We start from the raw sequence: 16,631 nt of genomic DNA on the forward strand, positions 1-16,631 counted from the left end.
TGGATGTGGATCACGGAAATCTTGCGGGCTCAGTGCGCGCGGTGAAGGGCTTCGGTGAGCCTTTCCAGAGTGGTGCGAAGTTGTTCCAGCTCATCGGCCGACAAACCGGCGGCTTCCGCCAGGTGCCCTGGAATCGCGTTGGCTTTGCTGCTGAGCGAGCGTCCGGCGGGGGTCAGGTGTACTGCCACGCGGCGCTCATCCTCCCCGGACCGGCGGCGCTCCACGAGCCCCATGGCCTCGAGTCGCTTGAGCAGCGGTGACAGCGTGCCGGAGTCAAGACCCAGCTCCTCGCCGAGCTCCTTAACGCCCTTCGGCTCCGATTCCCATAGGACCAGCATCACCAGATACTGCGGGTACGTCAGGCCCAGGTCTTCCAGGACGGGGCGATAGACCGCTGTGGCCGCGCGGGACGCGGAGTACAGGGCAAAACACACCTGGCGGTCGAGGCGGGGGGCTTCAGTCATACCTAAGACGGTAGTCTACAATTCAATTGTGCACAACTTGCCTAGTTGAAAGAAGCGCGAACGTACACCTGGGGCCCTCCGAGTGGGGCCCCACGTGTTCGTTCGCGCTTGTGTGGGGGCTTAAGTGTTCGTTCGCGCGGGAGGGGTGAGGGGCGGTGCGGGGGCTAAAGGTCGCGGATGGTCCGGAGGGCTGCCGCGGTGAGGACCTGGATACCCAGGCCCAGGGCACGTTCGTCCAGGATGTAATCACCGCGGTGCAGGTCATACTCTTCGCCGCCCGGGGTTTTGGTGCCCAGGCGCATCATCGCTCCGGGACGCTCGGCCAGGAACCAGGCGAAGTCCTCGCCACCCATGGACTGCGGTGTCAACACAACGGCGCCCTCACCAATTTCGGCGCGGGCTGCGGCCTCAATGAGCGCGGTCTCGTGCTCCGAGTTGACTACCGGTGGCACTCCCCTGGTGTGTTCCAGATGGACATCCACACCATAAGGAGCGGCCACCTGCTGCACTACCTCGTCCAGGAGCTCGCCGGCGTCATGCCAGGCGTCGCGGTCCAGGCAGCGCATGGTGCCCGCCATGTAACCCGTGCCCGGAATGGCGTTGGGTGCCGATCCGGCGTTGATCTGGCCCCACACCACGGACACTCCACTGCGGACATCCACCCGGCGGGACAGTACGGCAGGGACATTGACGGCGATCTGCGCCAGAGCAAAAACCAGGTCCTCGGTGAGGTGCGGGCGGGACGTGTGGCCGCCGCGGCCTCTCAGTTCGATCTTGATGGTGTCCGAAGCGGACGTGATCGCGCCGATGCGCGTACCGATGCGTCCGACGTCGATCCTCGGGTCGCAGTGCAGCGCAAAGATGCGCGGCACACCCTCCAGGACGCCCTGCTCGATGCAGGAAAGCGCGCCGCCCGGCATGGTTTCCTCAGCCGGCTGGAAGATGATCCGGACGGTGCCGCCCAGCGGCGACTCCTGGTGCATGCGCTGGAGGACCAGGGCAACGCCGAGCATGGTGGCAGTGTGGACATCGTGGCCGCACGCATGCGTGACGCCATGGTTCTTGGAGGCAAACGGGAGGCCCGTTTCCTCGATGATTGGCAGGGCGTCAATATCGCCGCGGAGCGCAGCGGCGATCGGGCCCTCGCCGATGTCGACGGTGAGGCCGGTACCTTCAAGCCGCCGCGGGGACAGTCCGGCTGCTTCGAGCCGCTCCACCAGCTTGTCGGTGGTGCGGAATTCCTTGAAGGAAAGCTCGGGGTGCGCGTGCAGATCCCGGCGGAAGTCGATCAGCTCCGGCAGGAGGGGTTCCAACCATGGCCGCACTAATGCGGTGGGCTCGGCTTCAGTAGTGTAATTACGCACTCATTTACTCTAGCGAGCGTCCACGGAATAGCGTCATCAGGGCGGGCGCGTTACAGATTGTGCCGCGGCTGAACACTGCCCACCGGGTTACAGAACGTCGGTGTCGCCACTGGCCTTGAGCGCGTCAACGGCTCCCTTGACCCGCTGCGCGTGCTGCTTGGTGGTCACCAGGAGTGCATCTCCGGTGTCAACGATGACCACGTCCTTGATGCCGATCAGGGCGATCACGCGCTTCGTGTCCGACACCACCACACCGCTGGCGTTTTCGGTGAAAACCCGGGCGCCTTCACCGATAACGGTGACGTCATCGACTTCCCGCGCACTGTTGAGCCGACCCACCGAAGCGAAGTCCCCGACGTCGTCCCATCCGAAAGTGCCGGGCACAACGGCCACATCGCCGGCGGCGGCGGCAGGCTCGGCCACCGCATAGTCGATGGCGATCTTGGGCAGTGTGGGCCAAACACGGGCGGTGACGGCATCCCGTTCGGGAGTGTCCCAGGCCTGGGCGATCTCCTGAAGGCCCTTGAACAGCTCCGGCTGGTTGGCCTCAAGGTGCCTCAACATCAAGGCAACGGGAGCCACGAACATTCCTGCGTTCCAGACATACTCACCGCTGTCCACATACTGCTGGGCAACTTCCTCGTCCGGCTTTTCCACGAACTCCACTACGGCCTGGGCGCTGGGCGCACCATTGATGTGGAGCGCCTCGCCGGCACGGATGTAGCCGAAGCCCGTGGACGGGTGCGTCGGCTTGATGCCGATGGTCACAATCTTGCCGGCGGCGGCCGTGTGGATGGCCTCGCGGACGGCTTCCTGGAAGAGGTAGTCAGGACTGATGACCTGGTCCGCGGCGAAGGAACCCATGATGGTGTCCGGGTCGCGCTGATACAGGATGGCGGCAGCCAGGCCGATGGCGGCGCCGGAATCCTTGGGCTCACTCTCCAGGACCAGGTCCGACTCCTGGACCTCGGGCAGCTGCCGGCAAACGGCGGCCCGGTGCGCAGTGCCGGTCACCACCAGGACGCGCCTGCCTGCGAGCGGCTCCAGCCGGTCGTAGGTAGCGCGCAGCAAAGTACTGCCGGACCCCGTGAGGTCGTGCAGGAATTTGGGAGCGGCTGCTCGTGACAGGGGCCAGAGGCGGGTCCCCACTCCGCCTGCCGGAATCACCGCAATAAAGCGGTTCAAGGGTGAATCCGGGCTTGTCACTGTGTCTGTACTCATCACGGCCTACTTTAGCTGACGAGCCGTGAACTGCCCCTTCAGAACCCTCCGCCCGCTCCCGCGGGCCCACCGTGGTGTGGCGTTCGTCTCATATGCAGGCAAAACGCAGGCATTGCGGGTCACCAAGGAGTTCCTAAATTGAATAAGCTGTGAGCGAAGCCTAGATTTAGGCCTGAGCTACGAGTTGCTCTCGCAGCAGGCGTTCCCCCCGCGTGGATCTCATGCCAGCGCCGCTGTGTTGCAGGGAGGTTTATCAGTGCCGACAAAACCAGCTGGCACCTTGTACCGCGGCCGTGAAGGCATGTGGTCCTGGGTAGGACACCGGATTACCGGTGTAGTGATCTTTTTCTTCTTGTTGGTCCATGTGCTGGATACCTCATTGGTGCGTGTGTCCCCGGAGGCCTACACGGCTGTCATCGGTGCCTACAAGAACCCCCTTATGGCCCTGGGTGAAACGGGCCTGGTTGCCGCGATCGTCTTCCACGCCTTTAACGGCCTGCGGATCATCGCCGTCGATTTCTGGAAGAAGGGCGCCAAGTACCAGCGCCAGATGCTGTGGACCGTCCTGGCCCTGTGGGTTGTTGTTATGGTCGGCTTCTCCATCCGCCACCTTTCCCTCGCGCTCGGAGGTCACTAAGCCATGACTGCAACTATCGACAGCCCACGCAGCGGGAAAAACAGCAGCGGCAAGATCTCCCCCCAGTACCGCCGCACGGGCGCAAGCCGGGGCAACTTCGAAATGTTGGCCTGGCTGTTCATGCGCCTGTCCGGCGTGGTGCTGGTGGTGCTCATTTTCGGCCACCTCTTCGTGAACCTCCTGGTGGGCGAAGGCATCAAAGCCATCGACTTCGGCTTTGTCGCCGGCAAGTGGGCTGACCCGTTCTGGCAGGTCTGGGACCTCGCCATGCTGTGGCTGGCCATGCTGCACGGCACCAACGGCGTACGCACCATCATCAACGACTACGCCGAGAAGGATTCCACCCGTCTCTGGCTCAAGATCGTCCTCTACGCGGCCACCACCGTGATCATCGTCCTTGGCACGCTGGTGATCTTCACTTTCAACCCGTGCCCCGTGGTTGACGGTGTTCCGCTGCCCGGCGGCTTCTGCCCCTCGTAGCCAGTTCAGCTGCTGCCCGCGGTGAGCCGCAGGCTGTTTTTTGCGGTGCAGGCAACGCCCGCCCGTTGTTTTATAGCGAATTTTGAGAGAAAGAGCGCCCAAGTATGCAGGTCCATAAGTACGACGTAGTCATCGTCGGTGCCGGTGGCGCTGGCATGCGCGCCGCGATCGAGTCCGGTCAGCGCGCGCGAACAGCAGTACTGACCAAGCTCTACCCCACCCGCTCGCACACCGGTGCTGCGCAGGGTGGCATGTGTGCGGCCCTTGCCAATGTCGAAGAAGACAACTGGGAATGGCACACCTTTGACACCATCAAGGGCGGCGACTACCTGGTTGACCAGGACGCCGCCGAGGTCATGGCGAAGGAAGCCATCGACGCCGTGCTGGACCTGGAAAAGATGGGCCTGCCGTTCAACCGCACGCCCGAAGGCCGGATCGACCAGCGCCGCTTCGGCGGCCACACCCGCGACCACGGCAAGGCCCCCGTCCGCCGCGCCTGCTACGCAGCAGACCGCACCGGCCACATGATCCTGCAGACGCTGTACCAAAACTGCGTCAAGCACAACGTGGAGTTCTACAACGAGTACTACGTCCTGGACCTCCTGACGGTCGAAGAGGACGCTGTCCGTGAGGACGGCACGCCGTACAAGCAGAAGCGCGTTGCCGGCGTCGTGTCCTATGACCTCGCCTCCGGTGAGCTGCACGTGTTCCAGGCCAAATCCGTCATCTTCGCTACCGGCGGCGCGGGCAAGGTCTTCAAGACCACCTCGAACGCCCACACCCTGACCGGCGACGGCATGGGCATCGCATTCCGCAAGGGCATTCCGCTGGAGGACATGGAGTTCTTCCAGTTCCACCCGACAGGCCTCGCCGGCCTGGGCATCCTGCTTTCCGAAGCCGCACGCGGCGAGGGCGCCATCCTGCGTAACTCCGAGGGTGAGCGATTTATGGAGCGCTACGCCCCCACCATCAAGGACCTCGCACCGCGTGACATCGTGGCCCGCTCCATGGCCAACGAAGTCCGTGAAGGCCGCGGCTGCGGCCCGAACAAGGACTACGTCCTCCTTGACCTGACCCACCTGGAGCCGGCACACATCGATGCCAAGCTCCCGGACATCACCGAGTTCGCCCGCACCTACCTGGGTGTGGAACCGTACACGGAACCGGTTCCGGTGTTCCCCACGGCGCACTACGCCATGGGCGGCATCCCCACCAACATCACCACCGAAGTCCTGCAGGACAACGACACCGTCATCCCGGGCCTGTACGCCGCCGGCGAGGTTGCCTGCGTTTCGGTCCACGGTTCCAACCGCCTGGGCACCAACTCACTGCTGGACATCAACGTGTTCGGCAAGCGCGCCGGCATCGCCGCCGCGGAGTACGCCAAGACTGCTGACTTCGTAGACCTCCCGGAGGACCCGGAGGCTTACACCATCGAGCTGCTGGATATTGCCCGCAACGGCACCGGCGACGAGAAGGTGGCGGTGATCCGTAAGGAACTCCAGGACACCATGGACGCCAACATGCAGGTGTTCCGTACGGCTGACACGCTGAACCAGGTCCTGAGGGACATCGAGTCCTTCGAGGCGCGGTACAAGAAGATCAGCGTCCAGGACAAGGGCAAGCGCTTCAACCTGGACCTGCTCGAAGCCGTTGAGCTGGGCTTCCTGCTGGAACTGGCCAAGGTCATGACCGTGGCGGCCCTGCACCGGGAGGAATCCCGCGGCGGACACTTCCGCGAGGACTTCCCGGAACGCGACGACGAAAAATTCATGAAGCACTCCATGGCGTACAAGGATGACCACGCCCCGGCCGACGGCACCGCGGGGACCGCGGAAACAACAGCCGGCATCCGTCTGGGCACCAAACCGGTCGTCTTTACCCGCTACGAGCCGATGGTGAGGAAGTACTAAGATGACCGCTGAACTTGCTGAGCCAGCCTCCAAGATCGAACTGCCCGCACACATCGGAGGCGGCGGAGAGATCCCCACGTTCGACGTCACCCTGCGCGTCCGCCGTTACAACCCTGAGGTGTCCGAGGACGCCACCTGGGACGACTTTAAGGTGACCATGTACGGCACCGACCGCGTGCTGGACGCCCTGCACAAGGTCAAGTGGGAAATTGACGGCAGCGTTTCATTCCGCCGTTCCTGTGCCCACGGTGTCTGCGGTTCCGATGCCATGCGCATCAACGGCCGTAACCGCCTTGCCTGCAAGACGCTCCTGAAGGACCTGGACACCACCAAGCCCATCACCGTTGAGCCCATCAAGGGCCTGCCGGTGGAGAAGGACCTGATCGTGGACATGGAGCCGTTCTTCCAGTCGTTCCGCGAAGTCATGCCGTTCCTGATCAACAAGGGCCACGAGCCCACCAAGGAACGCCTGCAGTCCGCCGAGGACCGTGAACGCTTCGACGACACCACCAAGTGCATCCTCTGCGCTGCGTGCACGTCCTCCTGCCCGGTGTTCTGGACCGATGGCCAGTACTTCGGCCCGGCCGCGATCGTCAACGCCCACCGCTTCATCTTCGATTCCCGTGATGATGCCGGCGACATGCGTCTGGAAATCCTGAACGACAAAGAAGGCGTGTGGCGTTGCCGCACCACCTTCAACTGCTCCGAAGCATGCCCACGTGGCATCCAGGTGACCCAGGCAATTGCCGAGGTCAAGCAGGCAATTCTCTCCCGTAAGATCTAATTCAGGTTCTTGCTTACGACGGCGTCACCCACCTTAGGTGGGATGGGCGCCGTCGTTGTTTAACACCTGACGCCACCAACGAAAGCAGCTCGCGATGTCCCGCTCCGAAAAAGTCAGCTTCGAAGGATCCACCGGCGAGCTCCTGTCCGGCATCATCGATATCCCGGAGGGGCCGGTGCGGGGCTGGGGTGTGTTCTCCCACGGTTTCACCCTTGGCAAGGACAGCCCGGCGGCGTCCCGCATGTGCAAAACCCTGGCTGACACCGGCATTGGGATGCTCCGGTTCGACAACCTGGGGTTGGGCGAGTCCGCAGGCTATTGGTCGGAGGGCTCCTTCAGCCACAAAGTGGCCGACACGGTGAAGGCCGCCGAGTTCATGCGCGCCCAGGGCAAGGCCATCTCCCTGCTGGTGGGCACTCGTTCGGCGGTGCCGCCGTGCTTTCCGCCGCCCGCCAGATCCCGGAGCTCGACGCCGTCGCGACAGTCGGTGCCCCCTTCTCACCCAAGCACGTTGCGCACGTCTTCGACGCCGCCCTGGACAAGATCCTCAGCGAAGGCAGCGCCGAGGTGGACCTCGGCGGGAAACGCGTGGAGATCCGCAAGCACTTTGTGGAAGACCTTGAGAACGCGGACCTCACGGACTGCATCCGGCAGCTGCACAAGCCGCTGATGGTGCTCCACTCCCCCACGGACAACACCGTGGGCATCGAGAACGCCAGCTCCATCTTCCAGACCGCCCGCCACCCCCGGAACTTCGTGTCCCTCGAGGGAAGCGACCACCTCCTGACCGGCAAGGGCCAGGCAGCGCGGGCGGCCAGGATCATCGCTGCCTGGGCCGACCAGTACCTCGACGCCGGGAAGTAGCCGCCGGGCTGCCTGGGTGCCCCGCACCGGGCCGCTGTCCGTCCCTGCGCCCCTCCACCGGCACCTTGCCCGGCTGGACCTGCCGTGAGCCCCACCCGGCCTTCTCGTGCTCCGCGGAAACGCTGCGCAGGTCCACTTCCCGGATGGCGGACCAGCTGGCGCACACGAGGTAGACCTGGCTGACCAGGTTGAACCAGATCAGCAGGCCGATGATAATGGCGAACGGCGCCAGGATGGGATTCCGCCCGGCGCCGGCGAGAAGTTCGGCACTGAAGACCTGCAGCGCAGCCGTCCCGACGCCGGCCAGGATGGTACCTTCCAGCAGCGCCCGCCTGGAAAGCTCCAGGCCGCCGGCAAGGCGGAACATGATCACCGCGGTGACCCAGTTAAGCGTCAGCGGGACGCCTATCTTGATCAGCGTGGTCAGCGGCCCCGCCACGGCGTCGTCTAGTTGCAGGAAATCCGTGACCCAGCCTGCGGCGGTTCCAAATACGAGGGAAGCTCCGGCGCTAACTACCAGGGCCATGCCCAGGAGGAGCAGCGTGCCGGCGTCGCGCAGTTTCAGGACAACCGGGTTAATCTTCAGGGGCGGGTGCTCCATCACGCCACGAACGCCGTCCCGCAACGCTGCGATCCAGCCCAGCGACGTCACGATCGTGACCACTGCCGCGATCACCGCCGTCCAGCCTAGACCCTCAGGGTTCAGCAGGTCCTGCGGATCCACCAGGCCCTCGCCGCCATTAAGCTTCAACAGCCCGGGAGCACTCTGCGCCACGCTGCCGATGATAGTGTCCAGCAGGGCGGGCTGGCCCCGCAGCACCAACCCGGCGATGGAAAAGCCAGTGGCCAGCAGGCCGGTGATGGAGAAGAACATCCGGAAACCGATACCGGCGCTCATCAGCGGACCGTGCTGGAGGTTGTAGTGCTGCCAGGCCCGCATCGGCCGGAAGGCATTCAGCCGCGCGAGGAGCCACTGGAACATTGCCATCATGCCGGCCACCGGGCCGCCGTCGGACCTCTTGGTTTTGCCCCACTCCATCCGCTTTTGGATGACGGCCAGCCTCAGCCGCGCACGTTCAGTGGGAAGAGGCGGATCCCCCGGAGTTGGCGGCCGCGTCCGCGGCCCAGGTCCCGGCGTCGTTGTCAGTTTCGGTCCCAAAGTCCAACTCTTCCCGTAGCTGCCAGATGCCGTCAGCATCGTGCTCGTAAAGTCCCATGCTAACCACAGGGAACGTCGCCCTATAGTCCTTCAGCACCGTTTCGGCTTCGTCGAGGCTTTCGGGCGCAACATCGTGGGCGATCGTCACGTGCGGGTGATAGGAGAACGGCAGATCCCGCTGGAGCGGGCCTGTCTGGAGCTTTTCGTGCAGGTCCACGCAGGAGTCGAAACCCTCCTCAACGTTGATGTAGACCACCGGGGACACCGGCCGGAAGGTTCCCGTTCCTGCGATCGTGACCATAAACGGGGCCTGGGCCCTGGCGACCTCACGGACGTGCTCCCGCGTTGCCTCCCAGTCCTTGGCGGGGGTGGTGGTGACCAGGGTGATGTGGGCTGGGATCACCCCGGCCATGGGATCGCCAAACGAGGCGCGCCACCGTTGAAGTTCCTCGGCGATGGCAGGGGGAAAGCCCAGAATGACGCCTACGCTCATTCCTTCACTGACATTGCTGGCGGCGGACATCGAGCTAGCGGACTCCTGCAAGGCTCAGGGACGGAAGGAAGCCCATACGCTCATAGACCTGACCAAGGGTCACCGCGGCGATCTCCCTGGCCCGCTCAGCACCCTGGGCCAGGAGCCGGTCCAGCTCGGCGGGGTCGGCCATCAGTTCATTGGTGCGGTTCCGCAGCGGCGTGATGAAGTCCACCATGACCTCCGCGAGGTCCACTTTCAGGTGGCCGTACATCTTGCCCTCGTACACAGCCTCCAGCTCGGCCACGGACTTCCCGGTGAGGGTGGAGTAGATGGTGAGGAGGTTGGAGATCCCGGGCTTGGCTTCGGCATCGAACCGGACCTCGGATCCGGTGTCGGTGACCGCGGACTTGATGCGCTTGGCCGCGAGCTTGGGATCCTCCAGCAGTTGGATGGAACCGTTGGGTGACTCCCCCGTCTTGGACATCTTGGCGCTGGGGTTCTGCAGGTCGTAGATCTTGGCGCTGGCCTTGAGGATGGTGGCTTCCGGCACAGTGAACGTGGGGCCGTAGCGTGTGTTGAAGCGCTGGGCCAGGTTCCGGGTAAGCTCCAGATGCTGCCGCTGGTCCTCGCCCACCGGCACGAGGTCCGTCTGGTACAGCAGGATGTCGGCTGCCATGAGCGTGGGGTATGCGAAAAGGCCAAGCGTCGCGGCGTCCGCGCCCGACTTCTGCGTTTTGTCCTTGAACTGGGTCATCCGGGACGCCTCGCCGAAACCGGTGATGCAGTTCAAGGCCCAGGCCAGCTGGGCGTGCTCGGGGACATGGGACTGCACAAAGAAGATGCTCTTGTCCGGGTCGATGCCGGCGGCGATGTACTGCGCGGCAACCACACGGGTGCGCTTGGCCAGTTCGGCGGGATCGAAGTCCACTGTGATGGCGTGAAGGTCCGGGATGAAGAAGACGGCATCATATTCGGCTTGCATGTCCACCCAGTTGCGGACAGCGCCAATGTAGTTGCCCAGGTGCAGGGAGTCGGCCGTGGGCTTGGCACCTGAGAGGATGCGTTTTTTGGTCACCGGTGAAGTCGGGCTAGTCATGGGGAAGAACCTTCGGGGCTTAGAGCCGGTAGTCCACTACCAGCGGAGCATGGTCAGAGAAGCGGGTGTCCCACGAGGGCGCCCGGTCAACCACTGCCGAAAACGCGGCGGCGGCAAGTGCCGGGGTTGCCATGTGGTAGTCGATGCGCCATCCGGTGTCGTTGTCGAACGCCTGGCCACGCTGCGACCACCAGGTGTAGGGGCCGTCGACGTCTCCAGCAAGGCCCCGGTGGACATCCTTCCAGCCGATGTCCTCGCCGAAGAAGCGGTCAAAGTAAGCGCGCTCGTCAGGCAGGAAGCCGGCCTTCTTGACGTTGCCCTTCCAGTTCCTGATGTCCCGTTCGGTGTGGCCCACGTTCAGGTCGCCAACCACGAGGGCGTGGTCGCTGTGCTTGGTCAGTTCCGGCAATCTGGTGGTCATGACGTCCAGGAAGCGGTACTTATCCACCTGCTTCGGGGTTCCCACGTCGCCGGAGTGCACGTAGGCGCTGGCGACGGTCAGCTGCGCGGGGTTCCCCGCGGCGTCAGCCACCCTGAAATCAGCCTCAACCCAGCGGCCGGCGGTGGCGAAGTAGTCGTCGCCGATGCCATTGCGGGTTTCCAGCGGCTCTTCACGGGACGCAATAGCGACGCCGGCGCGGCCTTTGGCCTCGGCTTCGGCATGCAGGATGTGCCATCCATCACCGAGCAGCTGGCGCACGATCGCGTCAGGCGCCCGGACCTCCTGGAGGCAGAGAATGTCCACCTCGCGGGGCTCCAGCCATGCCGCCATACCGTTCTTGTAGGCAGCCCGGAGGCCGTTGACGTTGACTGATGCGATGCGAAGGTGGTCCTTCTTCAATGCCGATATCACCCGCACCACTCTAGTCGATGATGGTTCCGCTGACCGGGTCGCCGGTGCCGCCGCCGGCGCGGATCATGTCGCGGGCGTTGGTGGCGGTGATCTCGATGGTCTCCAGCGCGCGGCGGATCGTGTCCTGGTCCGCGGCTTCACCTTTGGCGCGCTCCTTCTCCACCACCTGGACCTGCACCTGCACGATCTTGAACGAGTGGTCCAGCTTGAGGTCGCGGACCTCGTCCGCTTCGGTGCGTTCGTACACCACCCGGGTGCCGCCATGGTCGGCCGAGGACGACGACGGCGCGCGGCCGGCTGCAGTGTTGAAGGCGTTCTGGGCCTCGGTCAGCTTGGCGCCGGCTTTTTTGGCGGCCTTCTGGATGCTGAACACGACAAAGGCTGCCAGGGCCAGCCAGAACGCGGCGATGACGGCGACAACCCAGCCCACGACATCGTTCTGGTTGGCCGCAAAGATCACGGCAACGAGGAAAGCGATGACAAAAACCATCATTCCCGGGCCACTGATCCTGAGCATAGAGAAGCCGCCCTTGGACCGGCCGGACGGAGTTTGAGGGTTACCCAGAGATCGCATGGGTCCATTGTCTCAAACGCCGTGGCGCACGAAGGCACCTTCTTCCCCCGGCGAACACCACCTCCCTGCGGTTAAAGCCCGACGGCGGCCCGCGCCCTTCGCGAGAAGGTGCGGGACCGCCGTCGTACTCTTCTTGCTGTTAGACGAGCCCTGCCTGGCGTTCCGCAGTTTCCACCACGTTGGCCAGCAGCATGGCGCGGGTCATCGGCCCCACGCCGCCCGGGTTCGGGGAGATCCATGCGGCGACGTCAGCAGCCGCGGGGTCCACGTCTCCGGTAACCACCGCCTTGCCGTTGCCGTCGTCCACTCGGCTCACGCCGACGTCGAGCACTATGGCGCCCGGTTTCAGGTCCGCCGCCTTGATTATGTGCGGGACGCCCGCAGCAGCGATCACGACGTCGGCCTGGCGGAGTTCGGCAGCCAGGTCCACGGTCCCCGTGTGCGCCAGGGTGACCGTGGCGTTGACATCCTTGCGGGTCAGCAGCAGCCCGACGGGCCGGCCGATGGTCACACCGCGGCCCACCACCAGGACGCGCTTGCCCTTGAGGCTGATGCCGTGCCGGGTGAGCAGCTCCACGCAGCCCTTGGGCGTGCACGGCAGCGGCGACGTCATGGGTCCACCGACGTTGGCCACCAGGCGGCCAAGGTTCATCGGGTGCAGGCCGTCGGCGTCCTTGTCCGGATCCATTGCCTCCAGGATGACGTCCTGGTTGATGTGTTTGGGCAAAGGAAGCTGCACGATGTAGCCGGTGCACTCCGGGTTCCCGTTCAGCTCATGGACCACGGCCAGGAGTTCGTCCTGCGTGGTTTCCTCGGGCAGGTCGCGACGGATGGACGTGATGCCCACCTCGGCGCAGTCCTTGTGCTTGCCGCCCACATACCAAGTGCTCCCGGGGTCGGAGCCCACCAAAATGGTGCCCAGTCCGGGGGTAACGCCCTTGGCCTTGAGCGCGGCCACTCGTTCGGTCAGTTCGGCCTTGATGGCAGCGGCGGCAGCCTTGCCGTCAAGAATCTGTGCAGTTCCAGTCGCAGTGGTCATGGATTACCACTGCTCGTGCTGCGGGTACAGCGGGAAATCGGCGGCGAGCTTGTCCACGCGGGACTGCAGGACCTCCACGTCCGTGGCGGAGCCAGCCTTCAGTGCGGTTGCGATGATCTCGGCCACCTCGGTGAACTCCTCGGCGCCGAAGCCGCGGGTGGCCAGTGCCGGGGTGCCGATGCGCAGGCCGGAGGTGACCATCGGCGGGCGCGGGTCGAACGGGACCGCGTTGCGGTTCACGGTGATGCCCACGGAGTGCAGGAGGTCCTCGGCCTGCTGGCCGTCCAGCTGGGAGTTGCGCAGGTCCACCAGGACCAGGTGCACGTCCGTGCCGCCGGTCAGGACGGAGACGCCTGCTTCGGCGACGTCGGCTTGGTTGAGGCGCTCGGCAATGATCTTGGCGCCTTCGAGGACACGATCCTGGCGCTCCTTGAATTCCTCGGTGCCGGCGATCTTGAAGGCCACGGCCTTGGCCGCGATGACGTGCATGAGCGGGCCGCCCTGCTGGCCCGGGAAGACGTTGGAGTTGATCTTCTTTGCCCACTCCTGCTTGGCCAGGATCACACCGGAGCGGGGGCCGGCGAGGGTCTTGTGCACGGTGGAGGTGACGACGTCGGAGTACGGCACCGGGCTCGGGTGCAGGCCGGCTGCCACCAGTCCGGCGAAGTGGGCCATGTCGGTCCAGAGCAGCGCGCCCACTTCATCGGCGATGGAGCGGAAGGCTGCGAAGTCCAGGTGGCGCGGGTACGCGGACCAGCCGGCAATGATGACCTGGGGCTTCTCGGCGATGGCCTGCTCGCGCAGCTTGTCCATGTCGATCCGGAAGTTGTCTTCCTCGACCTGGTAGGCAGCGACGTTGTAGAGCTTGCCGGAGAAATTGAGCTTCATGCCGTGGGTCAGGTGGCCGCCGTGAGCCAGGGAGAGGCCCAGGATTTTGTCACCGGGGGTGATCATGGCGGACAGTGCTGCGGCGTTGGCCTGGGCACCGGAGTGCGGCTGGACGTTGGCGTACTCGGCACCGAACAGTGCCTTGACGCGGTCGATGGCCAGCTGCTCGGCGATGTCCACGTATTCGCAGCCGCCGTAGTAGCGGCGGCCCGGGTAACCCTCGGCGTACTTGTTGGTCAGGACCGAGCCCTGGGCTTCCATCACGGCGCGCGGGGCGAAGTTTTCGGAGGCGATCATTTCCAGGGTGCCGCGCTGTCGGCCAAGTTCCTGGTTGAGGACTGCGGCGATTTCGGGATCGAGCTCGGCCAGCGACTGGTTGCTGACGGCGGCGATTTCGGGATCGAGCTCGGCCAGCGACTGGTTGCTGACGGCGGCTGTTGTGGTGGCGGTAGTAGTCACGAAAAACTCCTGGCTAGGGATACGGGCACTGCTAAGGTCAGGCTACCGGCTGGCGCACCCCACCGCCCCTTGATGACAGGGCGTGAAAGTGAGCTGCATCCTTAAAGGGTGCAGCTCCGGTAAGACATGACCCTCGGCCCAGGCGTACGATCCGTGGTCTTCGTGATTGCCACTCCCTGGTGGTTAGCCACCCAACGCCAGTTGCGACCCCACCAGACTACCAAACGCGGACGCGCCGCGCGGGTAGGCTTGTAGTCGTGACTGAAGAGCAGCTGAACCGAGCTTACGTATTGACATTGTCCTGCCCGGACCGCCCCGGAATTGTCCACGCTGTGGCCGGAGCGCTGCTGGTGGCGGGCTGTAATATTTTGGACTCGCAGCAGTACGGCAGCCCCGCAACCGGCAACTTCTTTATGCGGGTGGAAGCAACCACGACGGCTTCCCGGGCCGAAGTCCAGGCAGCCCTTGGGCCGGTGGCCCACTCCTTCGGCATGCAGTGGAGCCTCAACCCCGTGGGCCAGAAGGTGCGCACGCTGCTGATGGCCAGCACGTCCGCGCACTGCCTCAACGACATCCTGTTCCAGCAGCGTTCCGGTACCCTGCCCATCGAGATCCCCGCCATTGTCTCCAACCACCGTGACCTGGCCGGGCTGGCCGAGTTCTACGGCATCCCGTTCCACCACATCCCGGTCACTCCGCACACCAAGGCCCAGGCCGAGGACAAGCTCCGCGCCCTCATGGCCGAGCACGATATCGAGCTGACCGTCCTGGCCCGCTACATGCAGATCATTTCGGATGAACTGTGCGCGGACCTTACCGGCAAGGCCATCAACATCCACCACTCATTCCTGCCGTCCTTTAAGGGCGCCAAACCCTACCACCAGGCCCATGCCCGCGGCGTCAAGCTGATCGGCGCCACCGCCCACTACGTCACCGCCGCCCTGGACGAGGGACCAATCATCGAGCAGGAAGTTATCCGCGTGGACCACGCCCGCACCCCGGAGCAGTTCGTGCAGATGGGCCGGGCCGTTGAGGGCCGCACTCTGACTCAGGCCGTCCAATGGCATGCCGAACACCGTGTGCTGCTGGACGGCAACCGGACAGTCGTCTTTAATTAAGGGGACTCTCACCAAAGGACTGGGCCATGGAGCCAGCTGATGCGGCGATGAAGGAACACGGCAGCGAACAGCGTCTCGCCGAGTTCTACAACCGCCGCGCCGCGTCCGGCTGGGATCATCCCCTGTCGCCCCGGCGGGTGGAACAGCGCGGACTGTTCATCAGCCTGCTGAAATCCGAAGCCCGCCACGGCGTCCTGGAAATAGGCACGGGCACCGGGCTGGACGGGCTGACGTTTGTCCAGGCCGGGATCCATTACACCGGCGTTGACCTCGCCGAGGGACACGTCCGGCAGGCCCGGTCCAAAGGCCTCGACGTCTCGGTGGCAAGCGCCCGGAGCCTGCCGTTCGCCGATGGCGCGTTTCCCGCGGTTTGGTCAATGAGCACGCTGCTGCACATCCCCGCCGCCGATATCGACGGCGTCCTGCGTGAACTTGTGCGCGTCGCGGCACCCAACGCGCCCATCGCCGTCGGCCTCTGGTCCGGTGACGACGAAGAAGGTCTGAACCCGGAGGACGACCTCGAACCCCGGCGCTTCTTCAGCCGGCGCCGCGACGAAACGGTGCGGCGGGTTTTCGGACGGCACGGCACGATCGAGGATTTTGTCACCTGGCCGGAGGGAACGGGCGAAGAATCCGGCCCGGGCGCCGGGAACTGGACACAGCACTACCAGTTCCTGATACTCCGCACCCCTGCGCTGATGTCCTAGGCTTGGCCCATGGCTCCCCTTTACGATTTCGCCGGCGAATCACCGGCCGTTCATGCATCCGCCTTCATCGCCCCGACGGCGTCGATCATCGGCAAGGCCACGCTCGCTTTGGATTCGAGCGCCTTTTACGGTGTTTCGGTCCGGGCGGACACGGCCGCCATCAGCGTCGGCGCCGGCAGTAACCTGCAGGACAACGTGGTCCTCCACGCAGATCCGGGCTTCCCCTGCACAGTCGGGGCCGGGGTCAGCGTGGGGCACGCCGCTGTGGTCCATGGCTGCACGGTGGAGGACAACTGCCTGATCGGCATGGGGGCCACGGTCCTCAACGGAGCGGTGATTGGCACCGGCTCCCTCGTAGCAGCGGGCGCGGTGGTCCTGGAAGGGACGGTTGTGCCGCCCCGGTCACTCGTGGCCGGGGTCCCCGCCAAGGTACGCCGGGAACTCACCGACGAGGAGTTCGACGGCGTGCGGCAGAACGCCGTCCGGTACGTCGAACTGGCGCGGGCGCACCGGGAGCTGCACGGCTAGTCCCCACC

At 64.8% G+C, this 16,631-nt stretch carries 17 protein-coding genes and 1 pseudogene; 8 read left to right on the plus strand and 10 right to left on the minus strand.

Annotated features, from left to right (window positions below; translation table 11 throughout):
- Positions 1-29: 29 nt before the first annotated feature.
- From QK290_RS03380 to QK290_RS03390, 3 genes are all read right to left on the minus strand, one after another.
- Complete coding sequence (locus QK290_RS03380) at positions 30-464, minus strand: MarR family transcriptional regulator (RefSeq protein WP_282329300.1); 435 nt, start codon at positions 462-464, stop codon at positions 30-32.
- A gap of 164 nt (positions 465-628) precedes the next feature.
- Positions 629-1,828 carry an amidohydrolase gene (locus QK290_RS03385; protein ID WP_282329301.1) on the minus strand — a complete coding sequence of 400 codons (1,200 nt, stop codon included), beginning with the start codon at positions 1,826-1,828 and terminating at the stop codon, positions 629-631.
- A gap of 87 nt (positions 1,829-1,915) precedes the next feature.
- Positions 1,916-3,049 (minus strand): mannose-1-phosphate guanylyltransferase, encoded by a 1,134-nt coding sequence (locus tag QK290_RS03390; RefSeq protein WP_282329302.1) that lies wholly within the window; start codon positions 3,047-3,049, stop codon positions 1,916-1,918.
- Positions 3,050-3,305: 256 nt separating this feature from the next.
- Here QK290_RS03390 and sdhC point away from each other — a divergent pair, with 256 nt between their 5' ends.
- The 5 genes and pseudogenes from sdhC to QK290_RS03415 all read left to right on the plus strand — a co-directional run bounded on the left by sdhC (position 3,306) and on the right by QK290_RS03415 (position 7,727).
- Positions 3,306-3,686 (plus strand): succinate dehydrogenase, cytochrome b556 subunit, encoded by a 381-nt coding sequence (sdhC, locus tag QK290_RS03395; RefSeq protein ID WP_082576094.1) that lies wholly within the window; start codon positions 3,306-3,308, stop codon positions 3,684-3,686.
- A 3-nt stretch (positions 3,687-3,689) separates the two neighbouring features.
- A complete protein-coding gene (locus tag QK290_RS03400) occupies positions 3,690-4,166 on the plus strand; it encodes a succinate dehydrogenase hydrophobic membrane anchor subunit (RefSeq protein ID WP_282329304.1) in 477 nt (158 codons plus the stop codon).
- A gap of 104 nt (positions 4,167-4,270) precedes the next feature.
- Complete coding sequence (sdhA, locus tag QK290_RS03405; RefSeq protein ID WP_282329305.1) at positions 4,271-6,079, plus strand: succinate dehydrogenase flavoprotein subunit; 1,809 nt, start codon at positions 4,271-4,273, stop codon at positions 6,077-6,079.
- Between the two features lies 1 nt (position 6,080).
- Positions 6,081-6,863: a succinate dehydrogenase iron-sulfur subunit gene (locus QK290_RS03410; RefSeq protein WP_058929685.1), complete on the plus strand. Its 783-nt coding sequence runs from the start codon at positions 6,081-6,083 to the stop codon at positions 6,861-6,863.
- Positions 6,864-6,957: 94 nt separating this feature from the next.
- A pseudogene (locus QK290_RS03415) lies at positions 6,958-7,727 on the plus strand (alpha/beta fold hydrolase).
- Here QK290_RS03415 and QK290_RS03420 read toward each other — a convergent pair.
- From QK290_RS03420 to glyA, 7 genes are all read right to left on the minus strand, one after another.
- Positions 7,684-8,766, minus strand: coding sequence for a YihY/virulence factor BrkB family protein (locus QK290_RS03420; RefSeq protein WP_282329307.1), 1,083 nt, complete (start codon positions 8,764-8,766; stop codon positions 7,684-7,686). The pseudogene QK290_RS03415 and the gene QK290_RS03420 sit on opposite strands and share 44 nt — an antisense overlap.
- 37 nt (positions 8,767-8,803) lie before the next feature.
- Positions 8,804-9,409, minus strand: coding sequence for a 2'-5' RNA ligase family protein (locus tag QK290_RS03425; RefSeq protein ID WP_282329308.1), 606 nt, complete (start codon positions 9,407-9,409; stop codon positions 8,804-8,806).
- A 4-nt stretch (positions 9,410-9,413) separates the two neighbouring features.
- Complete coding sequence (gene trpS / locus QK290_RS03430) at positions 9,414-10,457, minus strand: tryptophan--tRNA ligase (protein ID WP_282329309.1); 1,044 nt, start codon at positions 10,455-10,457, stop codon at positions 9,414-9,416.
- A gap of 19 nt (positions 10,458-10,476) precedes the next feature.
- Positions 10,477-11,310 carry an exodeoxyribonuclease III gene (locus QK290_RS03435; protein WP_282329310.1) on the minus strand — a complete coding sequence of 278 codons (834 nt, stop codon included), beginning with the start codon at positions 11,308-11,310 and terminating at the stop codon, positions 10,477-10,479.
- Between the two features lie 10 nt (positions 11,311-11,320).
- Positions 11,321-11,884, minus strand: coding sequence for a hypothetical protein (locus tag QK290_RS03440; RefSeq protein ID WP_282329311.1), 564 nt, complete (start codon positions 11,882-11,884; stop codon positions 11,321-11,323).
- Between the two features lie 139 nt (positions 11,885-12,023).
- Positions 12,024-12,923, minus strand: a complete 900-nt coding sequence (locus QK290_RS03445) for a bifunctional methylenetetrahydrofolate dehydrogenase/methenyltetrahydrofolate cyclohydrolase (protein ID WP_282329312.1) — start codon at positions 12,921-12,923, stop codon at positions 12,024-12,026.
- Positions 12,924-12,926: 3 nt separating this feature from the next.
- Positions 12,927-14,225 carry a serine hydroxymethyltransferase gene (gene glyA, locus QK290_RS03450; protein ID WP_282329367.1) on the minus strand — a complete coding sequence of 433 codons (1,299 nt, stop codon included), beginning with the start codon at positions 14,223-14,225 and terminating at the stop codon, positions 12,927-12,929.
- A gap of 302 nt (positions 14,226-14,527) precedes the next feature.
- Between glyA and purU the strand changes: the two genes are divergently transcribed.
- Genes purU through QK290_RS03465 form a run of 3 tightly spaced genes read left to right on the plus strand, consistent with a single transcriptional unit; the run spans position 14,528 to position 16,623 of the window.
- A complete protein-coding gene (gene purU / locus QK290_RS03455; RefSeq protein ID WP_282329313.1) occupies positions 14,528-15,388 on the plus strand; it encodes a formyltetrahydrofolate deformylase in 861 nt (286 codons plus the stop codon).
- 26 nt (positions 15,389-15,414) lie between these two features.
- Positions 15,415-16,095 carry a class I SAM-dependent methyltransferase gene (locus tag QK290_RS03460; protein WP_282329314.1) on the plus strand — a complete coding sequence of 227 codons (681 nt, stop codon included), beginning with the start codon at positions 15,415-15,417 and terminating at the stop codon, positions 16,093-16,095.
- 9 nt (positions 16,096-16,104) lie between these two features.
- A complete protein-coding gene (locus QK290_RS03465; protein WP_282329315.1) occupies positions 16,105-16,623 on the plus strand; it encodes a gamma carbonic anhydrase family protein in 519 nt (172 codons plus the stop codon).
- The last annotated feature ends 8 nt before the right edge of the window (positions 16,624-16,631 follow it).

This window comes from Pseudarthrobacter sp. AL07, assembly GCF_029960665.1.
Taxonomy (GTDB): Bacteria; Actinomycetota; Actinomycetes; order Actinomycetales; family Micrococcaceae; genus Arthrobacter.

Coding starts and splice junctions, on each gene's coding strand:
- QK290_RS03380 (WP_282329300.1), bottom strand. CDS start 464: ATGACTGAAGCCCCCCGCCTCGACCGCCAGGTGTGTTTTGCCCTGTAC.
- QK290_RS03390 (WP_282329302.1), bottom strand. CDS start 3,049: ATGAGTACAGACACAGTGACAAGCCCGGATTCACCCTTGAACCGCTTT.
- QK290_RS03400 (WP_282329304.1), top strand. CDS start 3,690: ATGACTGCAACTATCGACAGCCCACGCAGCGGGAAAAACAGCAGCGGC.
- sdhA (WP_282329305.1), top strand. CDS start 4,271: ATGCAGGTCCATAAGTACGACGTAGTCATCGTCGGTGCCGGTGGCGCT.
- QK290_RS03410 (WP_058929685.1), top strand. CDS start 6,081: ATGACCGCTGAACTTGCTGAGCCAGCCTCCAAGATCGAACTGCCCGCA.
- QK290_RS03420 (WP_282329307.1), bottom strand. CDS start 8,766: ATGGAGTGGGGCAAAACCAAGAGGTCCGACGGCGGCCCGGTGGCCGGC.
- QK290_RS03425 (WP_282329308.1), bottom strand. CDS start 9,409: ATGTCCGCCGCCAGCAATGTCAGTGAAGGAATGAGCGTAGGCGTCATT.
- trpS (WP_282329309.1), bottom strand. CDS start 10,457: ATGACTAGCCCGACTTCACCGGTGACCAAAAAACGCATCCTCTCAGGT.
- QK290_RS03440 (WP_282329311.1), bottom strand. CDS start 11,884: ATGCGATCTCTGGGTAACCCTCAAACTCCGTCCGGCCGGTCCAAGGGC.
- QK290_RS03445 (WP_282329312.1), bottom strand. CDS start 12,923: ATGACCACTGCGACTGGAACTGCACAGATTCTTGACGGCAAGGCTGCC.
- QK290_RS03460 (WP_282329314.1), top strand. CDS start 15,415: ATGGAGCCAGCTGATGCGGCGATGAAGGAACACGGCAGCGAACAGCGT.
- QK290_RS03465 (WP_282329315.1), top strand. CDS start 16,105: ATGGCTCCCCTTTACGATTTCGCCGGCGAATCACCGGCCGTTCATGCA.